Here is a 26,492-nt window from a genome sequence, read left to right on the forward strand (position 1 = left end):
ACGCATGTCATTATACCCTACTTTTTCTAGAAAAAGAATCGTTGAATGTCATTCCATGTTACTAATACCATCAATAGCATCAGGAAGCCAAAACCAACAAGCGTCAAAACGCCTTCTTTTTCCTGACTAAGTGGTTTACCACGGACACCTTCAAAAATATTCAAGACTAGTTTTCCACCATCTAATGCTGGAATCGGTAATAAATTGACGATCCCTAAATTCATGGATAAGATTGCCATCAAACCAATGACTGTCATGATCCCTTGATTCGCTGCCTCAGAAGACAATTGGAACATCATCACCGGTCCACCTAATTTGTCCAAGCTAAAGCCGGTAAATAATGAACCTAATGCTTTGAATATTTCCAAAGAGCTACTAAATGCACGTTGTGTTCCACCGATGATCTTATCGAAGAAGCCAGTTTTCATTGGCGCTTGTATTCCAAGTTGACCAATTTTTTCACCATTCGACTCAATTGCTTTCGGTGTCACTTCAACAGAAGAAACCTGTCCATTTCGTTCAACTTCAAAATCAAGTGGTTTATTTGGATTTTCAGTAATGATCGCTGTCAGATCATTCCATGTTTGGATCGATTTCCCCTCAACTGAAAGAATTTCATCATTTTCTTTCAGTCCGGCTGCAGCCGCAGCTCCGTCTGGCGTAACAACACCGATTTGGTTGGTATTTGTGACTGTCACCCCGCCTTGCATGAACGCTAATACGATGAACAATAGAATCGCTAAAATAAAATTATTCATTGGACCCGCAAAGTTAGTCAACATTCGTTGCCATAATTTGGCTGATTGAAACTGCACATCTCTCGGTGCGATCCTCAATTCAGTCCCATCCGCCTCGATGATCGAAGCATCGTGATCCACTGCATACGTTACTTCTTGCGTTTCATCACCATTCACATAACCTGTGATCGTGAGTGCTTCATCAAGATCATAACGGATCAATTCCATTGGGATCGCATTGGTCAATTGGATTTTTTTGCTTAAATTGATTTTCTTTACGACATGATCTGAATCCATCAAGAGCGATAACGGCATTCCTGGGGCCATTTCCGTTTCGTCGTCCCCATTCCCAGCCATTCTCACATAGCCACCGATCGGTAACAAACGCAATGTATAAGTCGTGCCGTCTTTTGCTTGATGACCGTAGATTTTAGGTCCCATGCCAATCGCAAACTCGCGAACTAGGATTCCTGATCGTTTCGCAAAGAAGAAGTGGCCAAATTCATGTACGATCACTAAGATGCCAAAAACGATAATGAACGTGATAATTGTTCTCATCCTATTCTCCTTTACATTAATCATTATTTTTTATTCAGTTAAAATAAAACTACTTAATTTTACCATATTATCGACACTTCACCAAGCACCTATTAAAATGTAAAAAAATAAAAATCCTGTAAAGAATCTCCTTACCGATCGTGTCTGATTGACGGACGAAAAACTTTTGGCTTCGGAAGCTTCTTTTACAGAATTTTTATTTATATCAATCCAAATAAGTACATGACTGGAAAGACGAACAATAGACTATCGAATCGATCTAAGATCCCACCATGTCCAGGTAAAATGTTCCCTGAATCTTTGACCTCATAGTGGCGTTTAATTGCCGACTCGACTAGATCCCCAAATTGGCCTACGATCGATAGAATGATCGTTAGGAGTAACATGACGAATAAGCCATGTCCAAACAATTCTTGTGGTGGATAAAGTAAGAAATACAGTAAGGCAACAACTAACGCACTACCGATCCCCCCTAATGCACCTTCAATCGTTTTGTTGGGTGAGATATCTGGCCATAGCTTACGCTTACCAAAACGTCTACCAACTAGATATGCGCCAATATCGGTTGCCCAAACGATGAATAAGCCAAAAAGCAATACGTTGATTCCTTCTGTACGCGCACTAACAAAGTTTTGAAAACCAAAACCGACATATAAACTGGTAACAACTGGAAAACCAGCTTCATCGATCGTATACATATTTTTTGAGAAGACAGCGGCACCCAATAGGATCATCACAGTCAAATAAAACAACATAAATTCATTTGTTTGTTCAGGTAAAAAGAAAAACCAGCGCTCTTTCGGCAGGACAAGAAAAACTGCACCGATGGCAGAAAGAACTCCTTCAAAACTTAATAGTGTCAATCCTTTCATACGAAAAAGTTCATAGACACCAACTACTGCTAATAAAGCCGCTACTAGCTCAAGCCCAATTCCTCCGATCCAAATGATCGGAATAAATAATGCCAATGCTACGACCGCAGTGATCACACGTTGCTTCATGATTGTTCTCCTTTATCTACACTTTTTACACCACCAAAACGACGGTCTCGATGTTGATAAGAAGCAATTGCTTCTTCTAAATGGGCGCCGTCAAAATCTGGCCATAAGGCTTTTGAAAAATATAATTCACTATAAGCAATCTGCCACAATAAGAAATTACTGATCCGTTCTTCGCCACTTGTCCGGATGACTAATCCTGGATCGCGAAGTTCGGGAGGTAAGAAACCGGTCATCAGATGATCCGCGATCATGTCCTCGTCGATGTCTTCCGTAGAAAGATCGTTTTCTTTTACTTGTTCACTGATTGATTTGACTGCAGAGATGATTTCTGCCCGACTACCATAATTCAGTGCGAAGTTTAAGATCATTCCCGTATTTTCTTTGGTTTGTTCAATAGCACGGCGTACTGCATCTTGCGTATGTTCCGGCAAGAGTTCTTCATAGCCCATCACTTGTACCTTGACATTTTCAGCAATCAACTCAGGGACGAACGTATCAAAAAAGTCTACAGGTAATTGCATCAAAAAATTGACTTCCTCTTTTGGACGTTTCCAATTTTCGGTTGAAAACGCATAGAGCGTTAACACCTTTACCCCAAGTCGAGAAGCTTTTTTAGTGACTTTCTTAACGGTTTCCATGCCTTCTTTGTGGCCAGCCACTCGTGGAAGACGACGGTTTTGTGCCCAACGACCATTCCCATCCATGATGATGGCGATATGTTTCGGGATATCTCTCTGCGCATCAAAATGGTGCTCACTTTTTTCTTGAATATATTTGTTTTTTTGCGGAAAAAAACGTAACATTCTTTTTCCTCCCATACTAAAAAATTACAACTATCTTTACCATTATAGCAATATCTATCGTTATTTCCTATGGTATAGCCCTTTTTTTACGTAAATTCAAAGGATTTTTTAGTTTTTCTTAGTCAAAAAGTAAAAAACAGGAGTCAGCACTTCACACTGTCCACCTGTCTTTATTGATTCTTATACTTCAAGCAATTCTTTTTCTTTGTCTGCAGCGATATTATCCACTTCTTTGATACTGTTATCTGTCAAAGTTTGCACTTCTTTTTCTAAGTCGCGCAAATCATCTTCTGTGATATCGCCATTTTTTTGTTGTTTTTTGTACTCATCGATTGCATCACGACGAATGTTACGGACAGCGATTTTCGCATTTTCAGCTTCTTTTTTCACGTCTTTTGCTAATTCTTTCCGACGTTCTTCTGTTAACTGAGGAATGACTAAGCGAATCACATTTCCGTCATTTGTTGGACTGATCCCGATGTCGCTTGCCATGATCGATTTTTCGATGTCTTGAAGCACACTTTTATCGAATGGTGTGATCATCAATACTCTTGCTTCTGGGATCTGGATCGATGCTAATTGGTTCAATGGTGTTGGTGCACCATAATAATTAACAGTGATACGATCTAATAAGCTCGCATTCGCACGGCCGGCACGGATCTGTCCAAGTTCACGTTGTAGATTTTGTGCTGCTTTTTGCATCTTGTCTTTTGCTTCTGTCATAATTGCATCTGCCATTGTTTATTTCCCCCTTACGGTTGTTCCGATATTTTCACCTAAGATTGCTCGGCGAATGTTTCCATGTTCATTAAGATTGAACACAAGTAACGGGATATCATTGTCCATACTCAATGAACTAGCAGTTGAATCCATTACTTGTAATCCTTTTGCAATGACTTCCATGTGTGTCAATTCATCGAATTTCACTGCTGTTGAATCGATTTTTGGATCGGCAGAATAAACACCGTCAACATTGTTCTTAGCCATTAAAATAACATCAGCGCCAATTTCAGCTGCACGTAATGCCGCAGTTGTATCTGTAGAAAAATAAGGGTTTCCAGTACCACCGGCAAAAATAACGATGCGCCCTTTCTCTAAATGACGCTCTGCTTTACGACGGATGTATGGTTCTGCGATTTGTCGCATTTCAATTGAGGTTTGGACGCGTGTAGGAACACCAACATTTTCTAATGTATCTTGTAATGCTAAAGCATTCATCACAGTTGCTAACATGCCCATGTAATCCGCTTGTGCACGTTCCATCCCCATTTGTGCGCCAATTTGACCGCGCCAGATATTTCCACCGCCGACAACAATTGCCATCTCTACGCCTAACTCGTGGACTTCTTTGATCTCTTGGATGATTTCTTTGATAACTGGTGGTTTGATTCCAAACCCTTCATCTCCAGCTAAAGCTTCTCCACTTAATTTTAAGACGACACGCTGATATTTTGGTGTGACCATGTTCATTCCTCCAATATTTTCTATTGACATTCTACCATATCCAGATAGTTTAGGCACGAAAATACCTATGCTCTTGATATCTCTTGCCCTAAAAAAAAGAGCTGTGACGAATGTCGCTGCTCCTCATTTCATTCAAATAAGCGATGGAACCGATGTGGTCACAAAGAAAATGCAGAATAATCTCTATTTTCTTTGGACCAAACATCGTACCATTAATCAAGTCCGTAAACCGGATTATTTTTTCACTTGGTTCATTACTTCTTCTACAAAGTTATCTTCGCGTTTTTCGATACCTTCGCCGACTTCAAAGCGGACAAATGATTTCACAGTTGCGCCTTTAGAAGCAACAAATTTTTCAACAGTCATATCAGGATCTTTAACGAATGGTTGGTCAACCAATGCGATTTCAGCTTTAAATTTGTTTAAGCGTCCTTCAACCATTTTTTCAACGATGTTCGCTGGTTTGCCTTCGTTCAATGCTTGTTCAGTCAAGACTGTACGTTCGTGATCTAATTCAGCTTCAGGGATTTGTGTTTCGTTTACATAACGAGGGTTGATCGCTGCTACGTGCATCGCTACGTCTCTAGCTACCGCTTCGTCAGTTGTACCTTCTAAAACAGCTAATACAGCAATACGTCCACCCATGTGTAGGTAACCGCCAAATGCAGCGTTGTCATCTTTTTCGATTACTTCAAAACGACGGAAGCTGATTTTTTCACCGATAACTTGTGTTGCTTCGATCAAGTCAGATTCAACTGTTCCTTTTGATGTTTTGATTTTCATTGCTGCGTCCATGTCAGCTGGTTTGTTTTCAGCAACTAGTTCAGCGATTTCTTTTACTAAGTCTTGGAACATTTCGTTTTTAGAAACGAAGTCTGTTTCTGAGTTGACTTCAACGATTGCTGCAGTATTACCTTTCACTGCAACTGAAGCAAGACCTTCAGCGGCGATACGATCGTTTTTCTTCGCAGCTTTAGCCATTCCTTTTTCACGTAAAAGATCTACTGCTTTTTCGATGTCACCTTCAACTTCAACCAATGCTTTTTTCGCATCCATCATTCCTACGCCAGTCATATCGCGTAGTTCTTTTACCATTTTAGCTGTAACGTCTGCCATTTTTACTTCCTCCTAGTTGTATGCTTTTTCTTTAAAAAAAGCTGTTTCAAAGGAGAGTGAGGCTTGTCGCCTAGCCTTTGAAACAGCTCCATCATTTAAAAATTATTCTGCTGAAGAGTTGTCGCCTTCAACAACATCAACGATTTCTTCGATTGAAGTCGCTGTGTTTTCTGCTGAAAAATCTTCTTCAACTACTTGATCTTCCCCTTGATTTCCTTCGATGAAAGCATCAGCCATTTTTGAAGTAATCAATTTAACGGCACGGATTGCGTCGTCGTTTGATGGGATAACTACGTCGATCTCATCTGGATCACAGTTTGTATCAACCATTGCTACGATTGGGATATTCAATTTGTGTGCTTCTTGAACGGCAATGCGTTCTTTACGTGGGTCAACGATGTACATTACATCTGGGATTCTTGGCATATCAGCGATACCACCTAAGAATTTTTCAAGACGTTCACGTTGTTTGTTCAAACCAGCAACTTCTTTTTTAGGTAGAACTGCAAAAGTTCCATCTTCTTCCATTGCATTGATTTGTTTCAAACGAGCGATACGTTTTTGGATCGTATCCCAGTTTGTCAATGTTCCACCTAACCAACGGTGGTTTACAAAGTATTGTCCAGCACGAGTAGCTTCATCTTTGATTGCTTCTTGTGCTTGTTTTTTCGTACCTACGAATAAAGCAACGCCGCCTTCTTCTGCTACGCTCTTCATGTAATCGTAAGCTGCATCTACTAATTTAACTGTTTTTTGCAAGTCAATAATGTAGATTCCGTTTCTTTCTGTGAAGATGTATTTCTTCATTTTTGGGTTCCAGCGACGAGTTTGGTGACCAAAGTGTACGCCGGCTTCTAGTAATTGTTTCATTGAAATTACTGCCATGTTTGTTTCCTCCGATTTGGTTTTTATTTTCCCTCTTCTTGTCTTCCAACTCGCTAGCCAACTTTTTCAAGCACCGACCAACGATCCAACAAGAATGTGGATTTATTGAGTAGTGACGTAAGATACACCAAAGTGATCTTTTTCTGCTCAACATTCAATAGTTTAACTGAATTGGGCATAAATTTCAAGAAAAAAAATCAACTTACTTATTTTTTTGTGTCTTCTTTTTCTCCCTCTCATTTTTTTACTTTATTTCTTTGTTTTTTTATAAGCAATTCGTGAAAAAATAAACAGGTAAATGGAAAATAAAGATGGGCAATTCAACGTTTTTTTGTTATGATACTTGTGAAAAGTTTCGTTAAAGGAGAACTAAAATGCGAAAAACTGAGCGACACTTGTTGATTAAACAAATCATTGAAGATTATACGATCCGTACACAAGATGAAATGTTAGCTAAGCTGACTGAAATGGGTGTATCTGCGACTCAAGCGACGATTTCAAGAGATATACGTGACTTAAAAATCGTTAAGGCGCCTGATGAAAATGGTGTTTCCCATTTTGTCCTGTTCAAAGAAAAGGAGACAGCTGAATCAAAAAGCGAAGATGAAAAACGTTTGATCCAGATGATTGAAGATATCGTGTTAAAAGTGGAACGAGTTCATTTTTTGACTATCGTCCATACCTTACCAGACAACGCACCGTTGTTCGCAGCTGTCTTAGATGAAATCAAACCGCCTCATATCGTTAGTACGATTGCTGGCTTTGATACAACGATCATTATTTCGAAAGATGATGAAGATGCGCAGTTAGTTGAAAACTTCTTGCATCATCCCACTACAGCAACAATTTTTTAAATGCCATAACAGTTAGTAATTGTATATATATTTTTTGATGTTGGTGAAATTTGCCAGCATCTTTTTTTATTTAAATCAATACTGGAGAAGAACCATGAACCTCTCTCAAGTTGACTTAACCTTTCGTTGCTATGAAAGCCCACTATACCTCGCACTCAATGCCTCATAGAAACAATAATAGTAATGTTTTCCACTAGTAGAATAAATTCAAATATCATTGAGAAACACAACAAGCGCTAAAAATCATATAAAGCTTCGTTCACTTTGAATTAGGCAGGTATTGCTTGTTTCATTATAAATCCCCACTTTTTTCTGATCGACGAAAAAACAGTCCCCCACACTCCTTATTTACATGTCATACTTTAATTTAAAAAAACTTTTATAGTATAGAAAGGAAAAACGATTATGACCTTCTTCCCCTTTGTTGATCCCAACCGTCGACCACAAGCAGAGATCAAAAAAATGACAGAAGAACTGACCCAAAAATTTCAAGCAATCGATCCAGATTTGACTTTGATACATAATGATAACTTTATTGATTATGGTCCGGAGGTCTTTCCACAACTTTCGTCGATTTACTGGGATCCTCGCGTGGCAAAACATCCGATGGAACATTTTGTGTATTCGGAGTATCTACTTAGATATAGAGGCTATCCTCTTTACTGGTTTAATCCGTATGGTGAACAAATTTACGAATATTATAGAAAACCGAGCGGGGCTTCAGATTCTTCTAGACAAGCAGTAAAAGTGATTGACCAAGCTATCTTAAAAGTCATTCATGATTATCAAGTGCATAACCTATTCTATTGGAATGACTTATTTCCAGAAAAACAATTGGAACAGGAAGGGTTAAAACCTTATAATCGACCATCACAATTCATTGGACCAGGAGAACTCGTTAGTTCGCCGTTTAGTTTCACTGACCCCAAGCATCGACCTTTAGCTGCTGTAGAAAAGAATACCGAATTTTTAGAAACTCAATTAGATCACTTAGATTCTCAATTAACGGTGATTCATGATGATTCTTATATTGATTTTGGTCCGGATATCGGCCATTTTCTTGCGGAATGTCCTTACGATCCAGAGGAAGACGAGCCAGATGATCCTATTCGTTACTTATCTCATTATGATTACCACATTTATTTTAATGAGACACCCATTTACGGACTTTCTCCTTATAGTATAGGAACTAGTTTTCATGGCGACTTCTTCAATGGGGGGATTGCCAACGTTACGTACCTTGGACTTAGTAAGGAGCTAGATGATGCGATCGAAGTGATTATGAGGAAATATATGCTTTATAACAAATATTACTGGCGCAACAATTATTCCTATGAAGATTTCCAAGAAATAGTGCGTAACTATAAAAAGACCTGGAAGTTGAATTAATTCAACATCTTATGATTGAACTAAAAAAATCTTGAACAGAAAGGATAGTAACTATGACCTTCTTCCCCTTTGACGATCCCAACCGTCGACCACAAGCAGAGATCAAAAAAATGACAGAAGAACTGACCCAAAAATTTCAAGCAATCGATCCAGATTTGACTTTGATACATAATGATAACTTTATTGATTATGGTCCGGAGGTCTTTCCAAAGCTATCAAAAATTTATTGGGACCCTCGTGTGCCAGATCACCCAATGGAACATTTTGTGTATTCGGAGTATCTACTTAGATATGGCGGCTATCCTCTTTACTGGTTTACGCCTTATGATGAAAAAATTTAGGAATATTATAGAAGCCCTGGAGGGAATGCAGGCTCGCGAAGAAAAACTTTAAAAATGATTGAACAGACTATCCTAAGAATCATTCATGACTATCAAGTTCATAACCTTCTCTATTGGAAAGATATATTTACTGAAAAACAATTGGAACAGGAGAAGTTAAAACCCTACAAGAGAGTATCGCAATCTATTGGACCTGGCGAAATAATTAGTTCACCAATTAGTTTCACTGACCCCAAGCACCGACCTTTGGCTGCTGTAGGAAAGAATACGGAATTTCTAGAAACTCAGTTAGATCAATTGGATTCTCGATTAACCGTGATTCGTGATGACTCATATATTGATTTTGGTCCAGATATCGGTCATTTTCTTGCGGAGTGCCCTTACGATCCAGAGGAAGACGAGCCAGATGATCCTAGACGTGATTTATCTCGTTACGAGTACGACATTTATTTTAATAAAACATTACTTTTCTCTCTCTCTCCTTATTGTAGTGGGACTGGATTTCATGGCGATTACTTTAATGGGGGAATACCGAATGTTACCTACCTTGGACTAAGCAAGAAGCTAGTTGATGCGATCAATGTGATTATGAGAAAATATATGCTTTACAACAAATACTACTGGCGGGAAACCTATACCCCAGAACAATTTCAAAGTAAAATACGTGAAGATAAAGAATGGTGGACTTTATTTTAACAGTTTATTCAAAAAATAAAATCTTGAACAGAAAGGATAGTAACTATGACCTTCTTCCCCTTTGTCGATTCCAACCGTCGACCACAAGCAGAGATCAGAAAAATGACAGAAGAACTGACTCAAAAATTTCATGCAATCGATCCAGAATTGACCTTGATTCACAATGATAACTTTATTGATTATGGTCCAGAGGTCTTTCCACAACTTTCGTCGATTTACTGGGATCCTCGCGTGGCAAAACATCCGATGGAACATTTTGTGTATTCGGAGTATCTACTTAGATATAGAGGCTATCCTCTTTACTGGTTTACGCCTTACGATGAACAAATTTACGAATATTATAGAAAACCGAGTGGGGCTTCAGATTCTTCTAGACAAGCAGTAAAAGTGATTGACCAAGCTATCTTAAAAGTCATTCATGAATATCAAGTACTTAACCTGTTCTATTGGAATGACTTATTTCCAGAAAAACAATTGGAACAGGAAAGGTTAAAACCTTATAATCGTCCATCACAATTCATCGGACCAGGAGAACTCGTTAGTTCACCAATTAGTTTTACTGACCCCAAGCATCGACCTTTGGTTGCTGTAGAAAAGAATACCGAATACTTAGAAACACAGCTCAACAAACTAGATTTGCGCTTATCTCTTATTCATGATGATTCATACATTGACTTTGGCCCAAAGATTGGTCGTTTTTTAGCTGAATATTCTTATGATCCAGAAGAAGATGAACCTAATGATCCTATATGCGACTTATCTGATTCAGAGTATCAAATCTATTATGGTGATACTCTTTTGTACAGTTTTACTCCCTATAGCTTTGGAACTGGTTACCAAGGAAATATTCTTAATGGTGGCATACCTAGTTTCGTTCATCTTGGACTAAGTAATGAACTTGATGCTACTGTAATAAAACATGTTCACAAATATCAATTGAATAATTTATATTATTGGCGTGATTATTATACTACTGGAGAGTTCCAAAAAGAAATTAAAAAAAATAAAAAGATGTGGTGCTTAGAATAACTAAGCACCACCATCTTTATTATTTTATAATCGGATATGCTGTCGCAACCGTAATTTTTCCATTTGCTTTAACATTCGCATGTCCTTCTATCGTAAAACCTTCTGTACTTTCACCACTAAAAGGATGTCTCCCCGGTATATTAGGAACCTGTTTTTTTACAATTTGTTCTACTTCACTCGTAATTTTTTCTGCATCCCAGCTGTCTGGAAAAACAATATATTTTGTATTCTTATATTTCCCATCATACTTAACATTCGCCTCAAAAGGTCGTCCTTCCACCAATGTCCCAATTGGTTCATAAACCACTCCACTGTCTGGATTATAAAAATCAGGGTGCCGTGAATGAGCACCTGTGATTTCAGGATCGCCAGTTCTTCCCGGTCTCACCTCTCCTGCCACATGACGCAAGGCTTTACGGATATAGTATTAGTGATTGGCAATTTTTCTACTAAGGACTACTTGGGATGTTCGATAGTCGATCTAACGCTTAGATAGGTGCCCCACCTAGATGTTTATTATCGCTTTACTCCTGTTCTCTTTACTTCGACTTTTTCGAAAAAAAATTCTTTATACTGTCTTTCAACATGTTATGATTCAAATGAAAAAACTTGATATAGAAAGGAATAATACCTATGACCTTCTTCCCCTTTGTCGATCCCAACCGTCGACCACAAGCCAAGATTCGAAAAACGACAGAAGAACTGACTCAAAAATTTCATGCAATCGATCCAGACTTGACCTTGATTCACAATGATAACTTTATTGATTATGGTCCAGAGGTCTTTCCACAACTTTCGTCGATTTACTGGGATCCTCGCGTGGCAAATCATCCGATGGAACATTTTGTGTACTCGGAGTACCAACTTAGATATAAAAACTACCCTCTTTACTGGTTTACTCCTTATGGTGAATGGCTTTACGAAACTTATCAAAAACCTGGAGGAACTCCAGATCCAGAAAGAAAAACTTTAAAAATGATTGATCAGACTATACTAAGAATCATTCATGACTATCAAGTTCATAACCTTCTCTATTGGAAAGATATATTTACAGAAAAACAATTTGAACAGGAAAAGTTAGAACCTTATAAACGATTATCACAATTCGTTGGACCAGTAAAAATCATTAGTTCGCCAATTAGTTTCACTGACCCCAAACATCGATCTTTAGCTGCTGTAGAAAAGAATACCGAATTTTTAGAAACTCAATTAGATCACTTAGATTCTCAATTAACGGTGATTCATGATGATTCTTATATTGATTTTGGTCCGGATATTGGCCATTTTCTTGCGGAATGTCCTTATGATCCTGAAGAAGACGAGCCAGATGATCCTAGACGTTACTTATCTCACTATGATTACAACATTTATTTTAATGAGACAGCCATTTACGGACTTTCTCCTTATAGTATAGGAACTAGTTTTCATGGCGACTTCTTTAATGGGGGGATTGCTAATGTTACGTACCTTGGACTTAGTAAGGAACTAGATGATGCGATTGAAGTGATTATGAGGAAATATATGCTCTATAATAAATATTACTGGCGCAACAATTATTCCTATGAAGATTTCCAAAAAATAGTGCGTAACTATAAAAAGACATGGAAGTTGAATTAATTCAACATCTTATGATTCTTGAACAGAAAGGATAGTAACTATGACCTTCTTCCCCTTTATCGATCCCAACCGTCGACCACAAGCAGAAATCAGAAAAATGACAGAAGAACTCACTCAAAAGTTTCATGCAATCGATCCAGATTTGTCTTTGATACATAATGATAACTTTATTGATTATGGTCCAGAGGTCTTTCCACAACTTTCTACTATCTACTGGGACCCTCGTGTACCGAATCATCCGATGGAATATTTTGTGTATTCGGAGTATCTGCTTAGATATAGAGGCTATCCTCTTTACTGGTTTACGCCTTACGATGAACAAATTTACGAATATTATAGAAAACCGAGCGGGGCTTCAGATTCTTCTAGACAAGCAGTAAAAGTGATTGACCAAGCTATCTTAAAAGTCATTCATGAATATCAAGTGCATAACCTGTTCTATTGGAATGACTTATTTACAGAAAAACAATTGGAACAGGAAAGGTTAAAACCTTATAATCGTCCATCACAATACATTGGACCAGGAGAACTCGTTAGTTCGCCGATTAGTTTCACTGACCCCAAGCATCGACCTTTGGCTGCTGTAGAAAAGAATACGGAATTTCTAGAAACTCGATTAAATAAATTAGATTCTCGATTAACCGTGATTCGTGATGAATCATACATTGATTTTGATCCAGAAGTTGGGTTCTTTTTCGCTGAATTCCCTTATGATCCTGAAGAAGATGAACCTAATGATCCTAGACGTTATTTGTCTAATGAAGAGTATACAATTAGTTACGGCGGTATTTCTTTATTTGGTTGTTCCCCTTATCAATTAAGCTATGGAATACATGGGGATTTTTATAGCGAATGGATGTTTAATACGGACTACCTTGGTTTAAGCGAACAATTGAATAATTCAATTTTAGCTATCATCTATCAATATCAACAGAACAATTTATATTATTGGCGTAATGTATATACACCTGAAATGTTTCAAAAAAAAATTAATGAATATAAAGAAAGAGGTTTAAGCAGGCTTGGAAAAAAACTTTAAATAGATTCCTATAAATAAAAAGACCAATATCAAAGCTTAAAAAATAGTTTTGACATTAGTCTTTTTATAGTTAATTAATAAGTCCCACATCTGCGTTTCTTATTCACCCATGTCATTAGAAAATCTTTTACTTCAGAGTATATATTTATTTTAAAATGGGATATGCTGATACCACGGTTATTTTACCATTCATTTTAACATTTACATTTCCTTTTATCTCAAATCCAGCTGTACTCTCACCACTAAAAGTATGGTTTCCAGGAGAGTCAAAATTTTTTTGCCTTACAATTTGTTCTACTTCACTCGTAATTTTCTCTGCATCCCAGCTGTCTGGAAAAACAGTAGATTTTGTATTCTTATATTTCCCATCATACTTAACATCCGCCTCAAAAGGTCGTCCTTCCACCACCGCCCCAGTTGGTTCATAAACTACTCCACTGTCTGGGCTATAAAAATCAGGATGTCTCGAATGGGCACCTGTGATTTCAGGATTGCCACTTCTCCCAGGTCTCACCTCTCCTGCCACATGTCGCAACGACTTGCGGTTATAAAATTCAGTAGTTGGTAATTTTTCCACCAAGGCTTCATTTGGACAGCCCTTGGTAATCAGAGCCTTTTCCGCTTCCAATACGCGAGCGGCTTCAGCTTCTTCAACTTCGATCGCTGTTACGAAGACTTCTTCGGATTCAACTGCTCGTAAGACAGAAAACATTTCAGACAACGGTAAGCACATAATGATCAGTAAGATGTCTGTTTTTTCGAGCTGGATTTGGGACTGTTTGATGACCCAGTCGGTATTTTCGTAATTTGGTAAATTCTTCAATACATTGCCACCGACTTCAGAAATCGCTGCAATGGTGGTTTCATCTAGACTCCTTGGTAAGGCATTCGTGCGTTCTTCATCGAACAAGCCATCGGCTAACGCATAATAGTTGCAATAGACACCGAAAAAGCTTTGCACTTTGCGGATCGTATAGATGACTTCTTGGTTAAAGCCGATGTCGATTTGGTCTAAGGGAACAATTTCTTGCGTTCCCCGATACACAAACTCACCTTCCCGATCAATGACAACTTCTTTGTCATTGGCTTTCGCTGCAATCCGGAATAGATTGGTCTGAAACGTATCAGGTAATTGATCAATCAGCGCATCCCGCTCATCGATCATTTTACGGGTGATTTCTTTTCCGACTTCATTGACGGAATCGACATCTGTTAGGTCTACTGCCCCGAATTGGACCGAAGAATATCCTTTAACCAGTTCCAAGGCTTGTTCAGGTGTGGCGATTTCTGCTAAAAATGTATCAAAGTCCGTCTCCATGGGAATCGTGATGCCACGAACATCATATTGTGTATATAGTTCTTGGCGATGATCATAGGCGGTGTAGCTCATAGTCACATTGACATACGGTGTTCCTGGACCATTATATGGAGAAAAATTGATTTGTTTGAGTGCGCCGATCCGCGGAGGTAATTTTTCATTTCCCGGTAAGTATTCATTCAGTGAAGTATCTGGATAAACTAACAGACTTTGATTGTTCGTGCTTTTCGGCACGAATAATCTGCTCACACCGTCTGTGCCAGTTCGCATCTCATATCCAGATAAGTCGGGGGTCGTTTCTATGTATTCGAGAAACTGGTTTTGGACTGAAATCCAACTAGCCAACTCGATTTTAGTGGTTGGATAAATCTCAATCGGATCTTCGGGTGCATCAATGGCGTCACCAAGTAAACTGATCGATTGTCTTAAGATATTGGTGGAGGTCACCCGATATAACTGACTGACAGCCGTCTCTTTGGACGATTCTTTTAAGTAGGGGCGGGTAAATTCAGCAAAGGCGGTAGCTTGGATGATCGGTGCAATTTTCGAACGAGCAAACCGTGCACTGAGGGGTAACGTACTTGGCCCTTCCATCATGTCTAAATAATCCGCTAGAACTAAATTATCAAATACGTTATGTTAGGCAGTCAGGGTATCCGTAAATCCTCGGAGTTTTACCCATTCGTTCCATGTTTTTTCATCTTTTGCTGGCGAAGTGCCACTTAAATCAATCTCAACAGCTGGACGCGAGGTTGCTTCTTTGAAGGATCGATCACTCGCAAAGGCTAAGAGCGTCGGTTGGAAAACCGACGACAACAACATCACAACCATCAACAACGAGAACCATTTCTTTTTCACTTTCATTTTTCCACTCCTTTTCTTTTTTATTTACACCGAGAGTATACCGCAAGAAAAGAAAGCGCTTAATAAAAAGTGAAGATTCTCATGAAACGACTTTTTCTAAAATAAGAAAAGGAAATTCAATTATTTATTCATAAAAATTTTTGTATGTACAATTCAACATAAAACAACTATGAAAATGTATGCCGTACCAAAAATACGTCAAAAAAGCCGGGATTTTTTCAAATCCCGACTTGGCTCGTTTCTAAAAGAGAACCTTCTAGATAAAAATCAATTCAATTGTAAATATGCAATGGATTATTGACTGATAAATAACTTTTAGATTTCTCTTCAGAAAATCATTGAGCAATGAAACTTTTTACATTTTATCTGGTGCATGTAATCCTAATAGACGTAAGTCTTCTTTTAGTAAAACAGTTACCGCATAAACTAACGCTAAGCGTGCTTCTTTTTGGTCATCGTCCGCTAAGATTTTTGTATGTGCATAGTATTTATTGAATGCTTGTGCCAGTTTGATCGCATGTTTTGCAATGATCGATGGCTCATATTTTTCACCCGCTTGAAGTACTGTTTCAGGGTATTTCTGTACAAGCTTCACGACTTCCCAACTATTTTCATCATTCAACGCATAAGCTTGATCTTCAGAAGGAACAAAACCTGCTTTGTCTAATAAACTCATCGCACGAGCATGAGTATATTGGACATAAGGACCAGTTTCCCCTTCAAAACGAACCACTTCTTCTAAATTGAAGTCAAAGGTATTCAAACGGTCATTTTTTAAATCGTGGAAAATAACAGCACCAACACCGACTTGTTTTGCGATGACATCTTTGTTTTCCAAATCAGGATTCTTTTCACTGATTTGTTGTTTCGCTGAGTCGATTGCTTCATTCAATACTTCTTCTAGTAAAACGATCTTTCCTTTACGTGTAGATAGTTTTTTACCACCTTGTGTGATCAAACCAAACGGGATATGGTGCATATCATCTGACCAGTCAAAGCCTAGTTCTTTCAAGACAGCTTTTAATTGTTTAAAGTGATAACTTTGTTCATTACCAACTACGTATAGTGATTGACTGAAATCATACGTACGTTTACGGTATAGTGCAGCTGCCAAGTCACGTGTGATATAAAGTGTCGCACCATCTGATTTTTTGATCAAGGCAGGATTTAGATCATAAGCAGATAAGTCAACGATTTCTGCACCTTTGTCTTCTTGTAAGAGATGTTTTTCTTCTAGTAATTCGACGATTTCATCCATCTTGTCATTATAGAAAGCTTCCCCGTTCAATGAATCAAAACGAACTTCTAACAAGTCATAGATCTTGTTGAATTCTTTCATTGATTCGTCACGGAACCATTGCCATAACTCCATCGCTTCTTCGTCGCCTTCTTCTAGACGCTTGAACCAAGAACGAGCTTCATCATTCAATTCAGGTTGTGTTTCAGCTTCTTCGTGGAATTGGACATATAGACGCAATAATTCATTGATTGGTTCAGCTTTTACAGATTCAGCAGATCCCCATTTTTTGTAGGCAACGATCAGTTTTCCAAATTGTGTGCCCCAGTCTCCTAAATGGTTGATACGTACTGGTTGGTAGCCTAATTTTTCCATGATAAAGCCAATTGAGTTTCCGATTACTGTCGAACGTAAGTGACCCATTGAAATTGGTTTTGCAATGTTTGGTGAAGACATATCGATAGGCACGCTTCCTTGGTTACCGATCGTGCTATCACCATAGTGTTCTTTTTCTTTTACTACTGTAGCTAACACTTGCTTACTAATGATCTCTTTGTTCATAAAGAAGTTCAAGTATGGTCCAACGACTTCGATTTTTTCAAAATTTGTTGCATCGATTTTCTCAGCAAGATCCGCTGCGATCTGTTGTGGTGCTTTACGGAAGATTTTTGCTAAAGAGAACGTGGGAAATGCGACATCTCCATGGTCCGCTGATTTTGGATTTTCAAGTAATTGTGCGACTTGCTCCAACGTCAAATCATCTTGTACTACTTCATATAGTGCTTTTGCAACAACATCTTTGTTATTCATTTATTTTCCTCCTACATATTGTTTGCTGTAAAACAAAAAAATCTCTAGCAAATCCATATTTCCTATGAATTTACTAGAGACGAGAATTCCCGCGGTACCACTCCAATTGTCCTAAAAAAGGACCTGCTCGATCTGATATCGGTAGACGACCGTCTGTCAAAGACAGAGTTCTCCAAGTGCGCTTCATTGGGATTTGTCCGTCCGGCTTCCACTCTACCCAGACTCGCTTTGAACGAAATGACACCAATTACTCTCTTGTTCAGCAAACGTTGCTCTTATTTAACTTGATTTGAATTATAGCAGATATCCAATCGACTGGCTAGAGTTTTCTTCATAAATAAACGGTGTTCGAAAAGCTGACCTTCAACAACAAGCTAAAAAATCAAAAAATATGAGATACTATTTTCTGATTTTCTATCTTATTGCTCAGGTCAAAGTGCTTTTCTCACAACCTAAAATGTCCAGGAGGTCTAAAGGAGATTAAAAACCAACTGGACATTTTATACACATGGTCATGGTAAAACGATAAAAAGTTTCTTACGCTTCATCAGCAACAATGATCGTTCCTTCTTCTGAAGCTAATAGATTCTCAATATTTTCTAAGGAAGTAATAATTGCTTTCCCAGTAGGACGAGCCTCAACAAAGGCAATCGCTGCTTCCACTTTTGGCAACATGCTTCCTGGAGCAAATTGGTTTTCAGCAATGTATTGTTTCATTTCTGAGACACCAACTGTTTCTAGTTTCTTTTGATCAGGTTTTTGATAATTCACATAGACATTATCGACACCCGTCAACACGATCAGTAGATCTGCTCCGATGATCTCTGCTAATTTTTCAGAAGCAAAATCTTTGTCGATCACGGCTTCTTTTCCTTCAAGACCTGTTGCAGTTTCCACTACTGGAATACCGCCACCACCTACAGAAATGGTGATCACGCCTTGTTCCACTAATGTTTGGATGACACGAGCTTCTTTGATTGAGATTGGTTTTGGAGAAGCAACGACCTTACGCCAACCACGTCCTGCATCTTCTTTGAATGTTACGGAAGAGTCTGCTTTCATCTGATCGTTCGCTTCTTCTTCTGTATAGAAAGGTCCAACTGGTTTGCTTGGATTTTTGAACGATGGATCATTTTCATCAACAATGACTTGTGTCACTAAAGAAACGACATCTTTATCGATTCCTTTCTCCTTCAACACTTCGCCCATCGCATTTTGCAACCAATAGCCAATTGAACCTTCCGTCATCGCCACACATGTATCTAATGGCATTGCCGGTGTTTTTTCTGAATCAGCCGCTTGTTGTTGGATCAATAAATTTCCGACTTGAGGACCATTACCATGTGAGATGATCAATTCATCTCCTTGTTCAATAAATTTCACTAAGTATTTTGCTGTTTCCATCAATGCGTCTTGTTGTGCTTTTGCACTTGCATCTGTTGATAAAATCGCGTTTCCGCCTAATGCAACAACCACTTTTCTGTTTGCCATATCTATCTCCCTTTCTTTCAGAACATTCTGAATTTTACCGATGACAAAACAAGCCAGCGTTCTTTCTGAACGATCCTTACGCTGACTCGTTTTGATTATTTACTTGTTAGTTGTTACACACGAGGAATGAATAAGTTTCCTAGTGTTGCTGCCATGATTGCTTTGATTGAGTGCATACGGTTTTCTGCTTGCTCAAATTGACGTGCATATTTACTGCGGAATACTTCGTCTGTTACTTCCATTTCAGTGATGCCGAAGCGTTCTTTCATTTGTTCACCGTAAACTGTCTTCGTATCATGGAAGGCTGGTAAGCAGTGTAAGAAGATCAAACGATCTGTATTGTTTGTTTTTTCGATCATATCCATATTGATTTGGTAAGGTTTCAATAATTTGATACGTTCTTCAAATTTATCTTCTTCACCCATTGATACCCAAACGTCTGAGTAAAGAACGTCTGCTCCGTCAACCCCTTTAGCAACATCGTCAGTGATCATTAATTGTGCACCTGATTTCGCTGCAAACTCTTCAGCCATTTTCACGATTTCTTCTTCAGGTTGTAATTCTTTTGGTGCAACAATACGCATGTTTGTTCCTAAGATCGCACCTGTTACTAACAATGAATTCGCCATGTTGTTACGTCCATCGCCACAATAAGCAACTGTGATGCCTTCCACTTTACCGAAGTTTTCTTGGATCGTTAAGAAGTCAGCGATCATTTGAGTTGGGTGCCATTCATCAGTTAAACCATTCCATACAGGTACGCCTGAGAATTCTGCTAATTCTTCCACCATTTTTTGGCTGAAACCACGGAACTCGATTCCGTCAAACATACTACCTAATACTTTGGCAGTATCTTCTGTAGATTCTTTTTTACCTAATTGGATGTCATTCGCACCTAAATATTCAGGATGCGCACCAAGATCGATTGCTGCAGTTGTAAATGCTGCACGAGTACGTGTTGATGTTTTTTCAAATAGTAATGCAATATTTTTTCCTTCTAAGTAATGATGTGGGATGCCACGTTTTTTCAAATCTTTCAAGTGTTGAGAAAAGTCGATCAAATATTGTAACTCTTCCTTTGTAAAATCTTTTTCTGCTAATAAACTTCTTCCTTGAAATACTGATTCTTTCATATGAACATTCTCCTTTAAAATTGTATTCTATTTGATAGTACATAAAGTACTTGGTATTAAGAGGAAATCTGATGGCAGCTGACAGGGACTGCCATCAGAAATAAACTATTTTAAATCTTCACGAACTAATGGTTGGCTCATGCAACGAGGGCCGCCACGACCGCGTGACAATTCACTTGAAGTGATTTCCAATACTTTGATGCCGTAGCTTCTCAATAATTCGTTTGATACATAGTTACGATTGTAAGTAACTACAACCCCTGGAGCGATCGCTAATGTGTTTGAGCCATCATTCCATTGTTCACGAGGTGCAACGATCGCATCGCCATTACCTGTTGGGATCAATACAAGATCATCTAAACCTAGAACTGATTTCAATGACTCTTGTAAATCATCTGAATGAGAAATTTTGATATCATCGCCAGCTTGTTCAATTGTAAAGACGTCCATTTTTCCTTCTTTACTTTGGATTGCTGGGTGGATCGTGAATTTATCATGATCAACCATTGTAAATACTGTATCTAAATGCATCATGGCACGATTATTCGGAATCTTGATTGCCAAGACTTTTTCAAATCCGGCGTTTTTCGCAAATAAGTGACGTGCTAAACGCTCGATCGCTTTTGCATTTGTTCTTTGTGAGATACCCACAGCGACAACTGTGTCACTAAGAATCAATTCATCCCCACCTTCGATATGATCTGGATTTTCGCGATCCAACCATACGTCAACACCTTTATTTGCAAAACGTGGGTGGTGGTTCAAAATGTATTCTGTGAACATTGACTCACGACGACGCGCTTCAAATGCCATTTTATTGATTGTCATCCCATTCCCCATTGATGCGGAAGGGTCTCTTGTAAAGTATAGGTTTGGCATTGGGTCCATGTAGAATGGATAGTCGTCATCAGATGATAAATCGTATAAACTACGTGATTTCACATCGATATCTTTTGTACGGACACCCGCCATGATCTTATCTACCATATCTTGAGTTTCCATTGATAGAAGGAACTCATGAAGACCATCTCTAACAGCATTAGATGCAATAAAAGATTCATCTAACATTTTATTTAAAAATTCCTCTTTGACATTACCTGCATCGATTGCTTCAGCCGCTAATTTCTCTAAATATAATGTTTCAGCGCCTTCACTTTGGAGCACTTGTGCAAATTCATCATGCTCAGCTTGTGCAATCGGTAGATACGGAATGTCGTCGAACAACAAACGATCCATAATATCAGGTGTTAGATTTTCAACTTCTTGACCAGGTCGTTTTAATAATACTGTCTTTAACTTTCCTATCTCAGAGAAAACGTGAATCGGTTTATCCATGTTGTGTTGCCTCCTTCGTTTTGATTACATACTTAGAATAAACTGCTTTTGTAATCACTTTCATGCTTTTCTCGCATTTTAAATGAGAAGAATCTCTCATTATTAAAGCTTAATTAAATAATTACACATTTTTGCATCTTTTATTAATAATTTCTCTTTTTTTTATACTGAAAACTCTATCAAAAAAATTTTTATTCATCAAAAAAATTTTTCTGTATATTTTTAAATCCCATTCAAATTAAGGTTGTTAGCGTTTACTTTATGTATATTATTTGTTTTTTATACACTTTTATGATCACTCATCAAATTATATTCATCTGTTTTGTATAAATCCTACATAATAACAAACGCAATTGATTTTTTACAAAATATAGCTTTTCTCGGAATGTATTATGGCTTTACAAAAGAAATAAAAGAAGTCACAATAGAAGGAGAGAATTATAGGAAGCAGGGATGTTCATGCGTGTAAATAAAATCGATTATCATTTTTCTAAACTCAGATATCAACCTGATTTTGAACACTTTACTGATGAGGAATTTGAAGAAATCAAAGAGCAGACTGTCCTACGTTCATATAAGAAAGGACAAGTGCTTTTTGATGAAGGAGATGAGCGGCAACGTTTCTATGTCTTAACAGAAGGATTGATCCGTTTAGAGCGTTATGACGAAAGTGCTACTTATTACTACTATGATTATGTCACAGCAAATAATCTCTTTCCAATGTCTGGTATTTTTGAAGAAGAACCTTATACGTATACAGCACAAGCCATGACAGATATCGAGACTTTTTATTTTCCTGTAGCTTGTTATGAAAAAATCGTCAAAAACAACCCCAATCAATTGATTTACATGATCCAAAAGTTAGGAAAAGTCGTTCAGATGCACGAACTACGCATTCAAATCGGCTTGACCTCCAGTGCATTTGACCGAGTGAAACAAAACCTATTTGTTTTAAAAGAAGAATTAGGAATCCCTACAGAAGACGGTCATATATCGATCCCCTATCCAATCACGTTGAAAGAACTAGCAGTCAATAGCGGGACCACTCGTGAAACCGCCGGACAGGTGATCAAACAGCTGAAAGATTCCGGCTTGGTGAATTATGATAAGAAGCGGTTCACTTTTTGTAAGGAGGCAGTGACACCGGGGTGGCGGGAGTGAAATTATAAACAAATAACACTCTCTTTTAAAACATAATATATATTCTATTAAATTAAAAGCATTTTATAATGCCCCCTAAGTGAGACTTTAGTCTCACTTAGGGGGCATTATAAATTATCTGTGGAATATTGTATATGAAAATCTCTTCCAAATTATAGTAATAGTTATTAGAAAAGATACAGCAAGTGAATATATGAAAAAATACTTGTTAAAAATTATATATCCTATAGCTTGTATATAAATCAGGAAGAACAGACTGAGGAATTGTTTAAAATCAATTTTTATCTTAATAATTTTTTTTGTATCAATATACCTCATTACATTAACTACAATATAGCTAAGATTGGAAGCCACAATAGCTCCTAATATCCCTATCGTAGGAATAAGTAGTATAGATGAAATTATACTTACTAATGCTCCTGATAGTGTGGAGATCATTATCATTTTATTATTCATTGCAGCAGTGTATATTGAACCGAAATACACTGAAAGGCAGTTTAATACCGCTGATACTAGTAATAGTGGAACGTAATACCAATATAAAAAAAACTCTCCTTTTAAAACTATTCTAGAAATCATAGGAATAAATGTAATTAGATAACTACATGCCAGAATTATCAAAGTATAGTATATAGAAAAAACCTTTGAAAAAAATTTACTTGATTCTTTCTGTTTAATTTCTTTTGAGGCAGAAAATTGCCATGCTTGCTGAAATATTGAAGATAGCATATTTATAATTGATGGAAGCTTACTTATTGCAGTAAAAATCCCTGCTATCGCTACGCCTTCAAAAAACATCAAAATATATCTAGTTGAAATATTAGCAAACCACCAAGAAACTGAGTTGGGAATCATTGGAAGACTATAAGTAAGCATGCGCTTTACTAGCTGCGAATCTTTTGACGATATATTTATGAACTTGTATAATTTTAACCTAAAAAATAAATAACTTGCCGAAAATAAATTTCCAATAGCAATCGAAAAGATATATCCTTGAACTCCTTGTTTTAATATGCCGACGAGTAATATGCTAACTAGACCAAGGGCCAAAGCATTTAAAATACCACTAATTGCAAATTCTTTAGAATAGCCTATACCTCGAGAAAACTGTGCAAAAATTTGTCTTAGACTGTATGGAATTAACATGGATAAAAAAAGTAATGGATAATTACTACTAGCTATCAAACTAATTGCTATACACACCACTATAGTAGCAACTAATGATTTTAGTAATAGTCTAAGGCTATTACTAAAAACTGCTTCTTTTGTAGAATGAATGTTATCAATACTAAATCTAAAAACTGCTTCATATAAACATAAAGTAATAAAAGGCATTATTAAATCCACACTGTTATTCAGCAACTCAGCAGTTCCATACTGTGTAGGAGTCAAAAAACTAGTATATAAAGGCATTAATAAAAAGAGAATAAGTTTTGATAAAATATTCCCAATTCCAAAAATCAATGTATTCATACCTAATGTTTTAAACTTAGCATCCAACTTAAGTAAGTTAGTTAAATTGTTTTTTCCATTTTTCAATTTTTTCTACCTCAACTGTTATATTCGTGTCCCACTTACTATTTATTAGGCCCTGCAAGCTTAAAGAAGTTTCATCTCGCTCAATGCATGGGATATGATTATTTTTTTTGATTTCTCTTGCTCTATTGTCGATGGCAAGTATTATAGATCTTCTACCGTGTTGCAGAGAAAAAATTCCTCCATGTAATCTGGTTCCAATATAATCACATTCATGCGTCTTTAAAAATTGGTCAAAGGCATTCAGATTGGGAGGTAATATGTTTACATTTTCTGCCTCATTAAGCTCATTTAAATAAGTTAAGTCACCTAAACTTTGAGGCCAAAAATAAACATTGCTATAGTTTTCTTTTATTATTTTAACCATCTCTTTATCTTCATTGTAATTTCTAAAAGACCTGTAGTGTGTGAGAGTAAAAATAGCACAATTATTTTTAGTAGTGGGGATACTCCTACAAACCTCTGGAGTAAGTTCCCAAAGTGTTGGACATCCAGTTACAATTGCTTTTAACCCAATTTCTTCCAACATTCTTTTAGTAGCCTGATCTCGTACACTATGAATATAATCATGTGAGAGTACTTTTTTATAAAGGAATTTTGTATATAACGTTGTTTTTTTAGAGTTATTACCGCTACCTACTCCGAATAAAATACTATTTTTTTGAATAGAAGTATTTAAAATATTTATATTCCAATTCGGCATAGGCCGTAACATATTTTTATATAGCAAGTTAGTTCCACAAATAAATTTCAAATCTGCAGCGCCAAAATTTTCTTTAAAGCTCTTATTATATAAAATTTGAAAATGGTTTAATACATTAGTTCTAGTAGGTAATTTTAATATATAATCTTCACTAAAAATCTTCTCTGATTCCCTCGCAATTGCTTCATTAATTATTTCGTCTCCAATATTTAAAGTACCTATTGAAGTATCAAAAAACAATATTTTTTTCACTATCTTCACTCCTATTAATTATGCCCTTATAATATTCTATAAGTTTTGGTGCTTCTACATTAATGTCATAGCCCATTTCTTCTGTTTGACTCAAATTTCTGTCTATATTAATATTTACAATATTTATAATTTGTTTAGCCCACTCAAGAGAAGAATTGTTCAAAGAAATATAATAACTCTTTTCTGATTGAAACTCTTTTGATATTTCATCACTAAATATACATGGGAGTCCAGAGGATAACGCTTCAACACCAATAACAGGTAATCCTTCATATAAAGAAGGCATCAAAAAAATATCAATTCCTGATAATATAAAATCAATGTCATTCCTACTACCGGTGAATATAACTTCATTATTAAGTCCTAACTTCTCAGATTTAGCTTTAAGGTTTTCTAATTCTTGACCCTCGCCAACAATTAGTAGCTTACTATTAGGTAATTCTTTATGAATTTCATTAAATATATCGATTAAGAATTTTTGATTTTTTTGCTTTGATAATCTTCCAATACTAGCAAATACTACTTCATCTTTAAGTTTAAACTCACTCCTAATTTTTTTCCTTTTTTCTAAAGAAAATTCAAATTTTTTAATATCTATAGCATTCTTTAATATATTCACTTTATGCATTTCCATAAATCTCTTTCCAAATAAAAAATATCCTGCTTCGCTTGAACAAGCAATAAAATCAGTACAAAGTTTTTTTAGATTAACACATAACAGTCTATTTCTAATTGAATTAATTTTTTTATCAGAAAATTTTGTAGCATGGCTATGCGCAATTATATTTTTAATTCCTGATCTTTTTGCATATTTAGCAACTAGGAAAGCAATATTAACTGTATGAATATGTGCAATATCATAATTATTCGAATATTGTTCAAAAAATTTTTTTACAGCTGTTTTTAGTACAAACAGATTTTTCATTTCTAAAGCAGGTAATACATAAACATTTGATCCTAATTTTTTGACAAAGGCATCAAATTCACCATCTTTTTCATTTGAAAAGAGAAGGTAATCAAATATTATTTTTTCATTAAAGTGACTTTGATAATTTTTAACTACGGCCCCTATGCCACCTGTCGGCCTTCTCCCTATAACGTTTAATACTCTCACCATATTATT

The 26,492-nt window shown here is 36.9% G+C and carries 23 protein-coding genes and 1 pseudogene; 7 read left to right on the forward strand and 17 right to left on the reverse strand.

Going from position 1 to position 26,492, the window contains the following annotated elements; translation table 11 throughout:
• Positions 1-26: 26 nt before the first annotated feature.
• The 7 genes from rseP to rpsB form a co-directional block, all read right to left on the reverse strand.
• The gene (gene rseP / locus IGK77_RS09230; protein ID WP_074801812.1) at positions 27-1,295 is read right to left on the reverse strand and encodes an RIP metalloprotease RseP; all 1,269 of its coding nucleotides are present in this window, start codon (positions 1,293-1,295) and stop codon (positions 27-29) included.
• Between the two features lie 200 nt (positions 1,296-1,495).
• Complete coding sequence (locus IGK77_RS09235) at positions 1,496-2,296, reverse strand: phosphatidate cytidylyltransferase (RefSeq protein ID WP_023519848.1); 801 nt, start codon at positions 2,294-2,296, stop codon at positions 1,496-1,498.
• Positions 2,293-3,099 carry an isoprenyl transferase gene (locus IGK77_RS09240; protein ID WP_074801809.1) on the reverse strand — a complete coding sequence of 269 codons (807 nt, stop codon included), beginning with the start codon at positions 3,097-3,099 and terminating at the stop codon, positions 2,293-2,295. Before IGK77_RS09240 ends, IGK77_RS09235 begins: the two co-directional genes overlap by 4 nt.
• Positions 3,100-3,279: 180 nt before the next feature.
• Entirely contained in the window at positions 3,280-3,837 is a 558-nt protein-coding gene (gene frr / locus IGK77_RS09245; protein ID WP_065095887.1) for a ribosome recycling factor, read from the reverse strand.
• Between the two features lie 3 nt (positions 3,838-3,840).
• Positions 3,841-4,563, reverse strand: a complete 723-nt coding sequence (gene pyrH, locus IGK77_RS09250) for a UMP kinase (RefSeq protein ID WP_010735186.1) — start codon at positions 4,561-4,563, stop codon at positions 3,841-3,843.
• 234 nt (positions 4,564-4,797) lie between these two features.
• On the reverse strand, positions 4,798-5,679 hold the full coding sequence (tsf, locus tag IGK77_RS09255; RefSeq protein ID WP_010735185.1) for a translation elongation factor Ts: 882 nt from the start codon (positions 5,677-5,679) through the stop codon (positions 4,798-4,800).
• A gap of 102 nt (positions 5,680-5,781) precedes the next feature.
• Positions 5,782-6,564 carry a 30S ribosomal protein S2 gene (gene rpsB, locus IGK77_RS09260; RefSeq protein ID WP_010735184.1) on the reverse strand — a complete coding sequence of 261 codons (783 nt, stop codon included), beginning with the start codon at positions 6,562-6,564 and terminating at the stop codon, positions 5,782-5,784.
• 374 nt (positions 6,565-6,938) lie between these two features.
• On the opposite strand from rpsB, the gene IGK77_RS09265 reads away from it, so the two are divergent.
• From IGK77_RS09265 to IGK77_RS09280, 4 genes and pseudogenes are all read left to right on the forward strand, one after another.
• Positions 6,939-7,418, forward strand: a complete 480-nt coding sequence (locus tag IGK77_RS09265; RefSeq protein ID WP_010735183.1) for an arginine repressor — start codon at positions 6,939-6,941, stop codon at positions 7,416-7,418.
• 405 nt (positions 7,419-7,823) lie between these two features.
• Complete coding sequence (locus IGK77_RS09270; RefSeq protein WP_438713158.1) at positions 7,824-8,807, forward strand: hypothetical protein; 984 nt, start codon at positions 7,824-7,826, stop codon at positions 8,805-8,807.
• Positions 8,808-8,860: 53 nt separating this feature from the next.
• A pseudogene (locus IGK77_RS09275) lies at positions 8,861-9,844 on the forward strand (hypothetical protein).
• A gap of 45 nt (positions 9,845-9,889) precedes the next feature.
• On the forward strand, positions 9,890-10,873 hold the full coding sequence (locus IGK77_RS09280) for a hypothetical protein (protein ID WP_074801803.1): 984 nt from the start codon (positions 9,890-9,892) through the stop codon (positions 10,871-10,873).
• 19 nt (positions 10,874-10,892) lie between these two features.
• Here IGK77_RS09280 and IGK77_RS09285 read toward each other — a convergent pair whose 3' ends face one another.
• Positions 10,893-11,261 carry an EndoU domain-containing protein gene (locus IGK77_RS09285; protein ID WP_256209307.1) on the reverse strand — a complete coding sequence of 123 codons (369 nt, stop codon included), beginning with the start codon at positions 11,259-11,261 and terminating at the stop codon, positions 10,893-10,895.
• 245 nt (positions 11,262-11,506) lie between these two features.
• On the opposite strand from IGK77_RS09285, the gene IGK77_RS09290 reads away from it, so the two are divergent.
• Positions 11,507-12,490 (forward strand): hypothetical protein, encoded by a 984-nt coding sequence (locus tag IGK77_RS09290; RefSeq protein ID WP_074801798.1) that lies wholly within the window; start codon positions 11,507-11,509, stop codon positions 12,488-12,490.
• A 40-nt stretch (positions 12,491-12,530) separates the two neighbouring features.
• Complete coding sequence (locus IGK77_RS09295; protein ID WP_074801795.1) at positions 12,531-13,529, forward strand: hypothetical protein; 999 nt, start codon at positions 12,531-12,533, stop codon at positions 13,527-13,529.
• A gap of 145 nt (positions 13,530-13,674) precedes the next feature.
• Here IGK77_RS09295 and IGK77_RS09300 read toward each other — a convergent pair whose 3' ends face one another.
• The 6 genes from IGK77_RS09300 to arcA all read right to left on the reverse strand — a co-directional run bounded on the left by IGK77_RS09300 (position 13,675) and on the right by arcA (position 21,717).
• Complete coding sequence (locus tag IGK77_RS09300) at positions 13,675-15,444, reverse strand: EndoU domain-containing protein (protein ID WP_438713159.1); 1,770 nt, start codon at positions 15,442-15,444, stop codon at positions 13,675-13,677.
• A gap of 42 nt (positions 15,445-15,486) precedes the next feature.
• Positions 15,487-15,711: a hypothetical protein gene (locus IGK77_RS09305; protein ID WP_256209305.1), complete on the reverse strand. Its 225-nt coding sequence runs from the start codon at positions 15,709-15,711 to the stop codon at positions 15,487-15,489.
• Positions 15,712-16,066: 355 nt separating this feature from the next.
• On the reverse strand, positions 16,067-17,758 hold the full coding sequence (gene argS / locus IGK77_RS09310) for an arginine--tRNA ligase (protein WP_074801792.1): 1,692 nt from the start codon (positions 17,756-17,758) through the stop codon (positions 16,067-16,069).
• Between the two features lie 537 nt (positions 17,759-18,295).
• Complete coding sequence (gene arcC / locus IGK77_RS09315) at positions 18,296-19,249, reverse strand: carbamate kinase (RefSeq protein ID WP_010735176.1); 954 nt, start codon at positions 19,247-19,249, stop codon at positions 18,296-18,298.
• A gap of 113 nt (positions 19,250-19,362) precedes the next feature.
• Positions 19,363-20,382, reverse strand: coding sequence for an ornithine carbamoyltransferase (gene argF, locus IGK77_RS09320; protein ID WP_010735175.1), 1,020 nt, complete (start codon positions 20,380-20,382; stop codon positions 19,363-19,365).
• Between the two features lie 105 nt (positions 20,383-20,487).
• Positions 20,488-21,717 (reverse strand): arginine deiminase, encoded by a 1,230-nt coding sequence (gene arcA / locus IGK77_RS09325; protein WP_062805084.1) that lies wholly within the window; start codon positions 21,715-21,717, stop codon positions 20,488-20,490.
• 459 nt (positions 21,718-22,176) lie between these two features.
• Between arcA and IGK77_RS09330 the strand changes: the two genes are divergently transcribed.
• A complete protein-coding gene (locus tag IGK77_RS09330; RefSeq protein ID WP_023519859.1) occupies positions 22,177-22,878 on the forward strand; it encodes a Crp/Fnr family transcriptional regulator in 702 nt (233 codons plus the stop codon).
• 114 nt (positions 22,879-22,992) lie between these two features.
• On the opposite strand, the gene IGK77_RS09335 is transcribed toward IGK77_RS09330, so the two are convergent.
• From IGK77_RS09335 to IGK77_RS09345, 3 genes are read right to left on the reverse strand one after another with little or no spacing between them, the layout of a single operon-like run.
• Entirely contained in the window at positions 22,993-24,417 is a 1,425-nt protein-coding gene (locus IGK77_RS09335) for a lipopolysaccharide biosynthesis protein (RefSeq protein WP_161642521.1), read from the reverse strand.
• The gene (locus IGK77_RS09340; protein ID WP_074800728.1) at positions 24,389-25,369 is read right to left on the reverse strand and encodes a polysaccharide pyruvyl transferase family protein; all 981 of its coding nucleotides are present in this window, start codon (positions 25,367-25,369) and stop codon (positions 24,389-24,391) included. Before IGK77_RS09340 ends, IGK77_RS09335 begins: the two co-directional genes overlap by 29 nt.
• Positions 25,347-26,486, reverse strand: a complete 1,140-nt coding sequence (locus tag IGK77_RS09345; RefSeq protein WP_074800731.1) for a glycosyltransferase — start codon at positions 26,484-26,486, stop codon at positions 25,347-25,349. The genes IGK77_RS09340 and IGK77_RS09345 overlap by 23 nt, the downstream gene beginning before the upstream one ends.
• Positions 26,487-26,492: the final 6 nt, after the last annotated feature.

The sequence above is a fragment of the Enterococcus sp. DIV0806c genome, assembly GCF_051710905.1.
Lineage (GTDB): Bacteria > Bacillota > Bacilli > Lactobacillales > Enterococcaceae > Enterococcus_B > Enterococcus_B mundtii.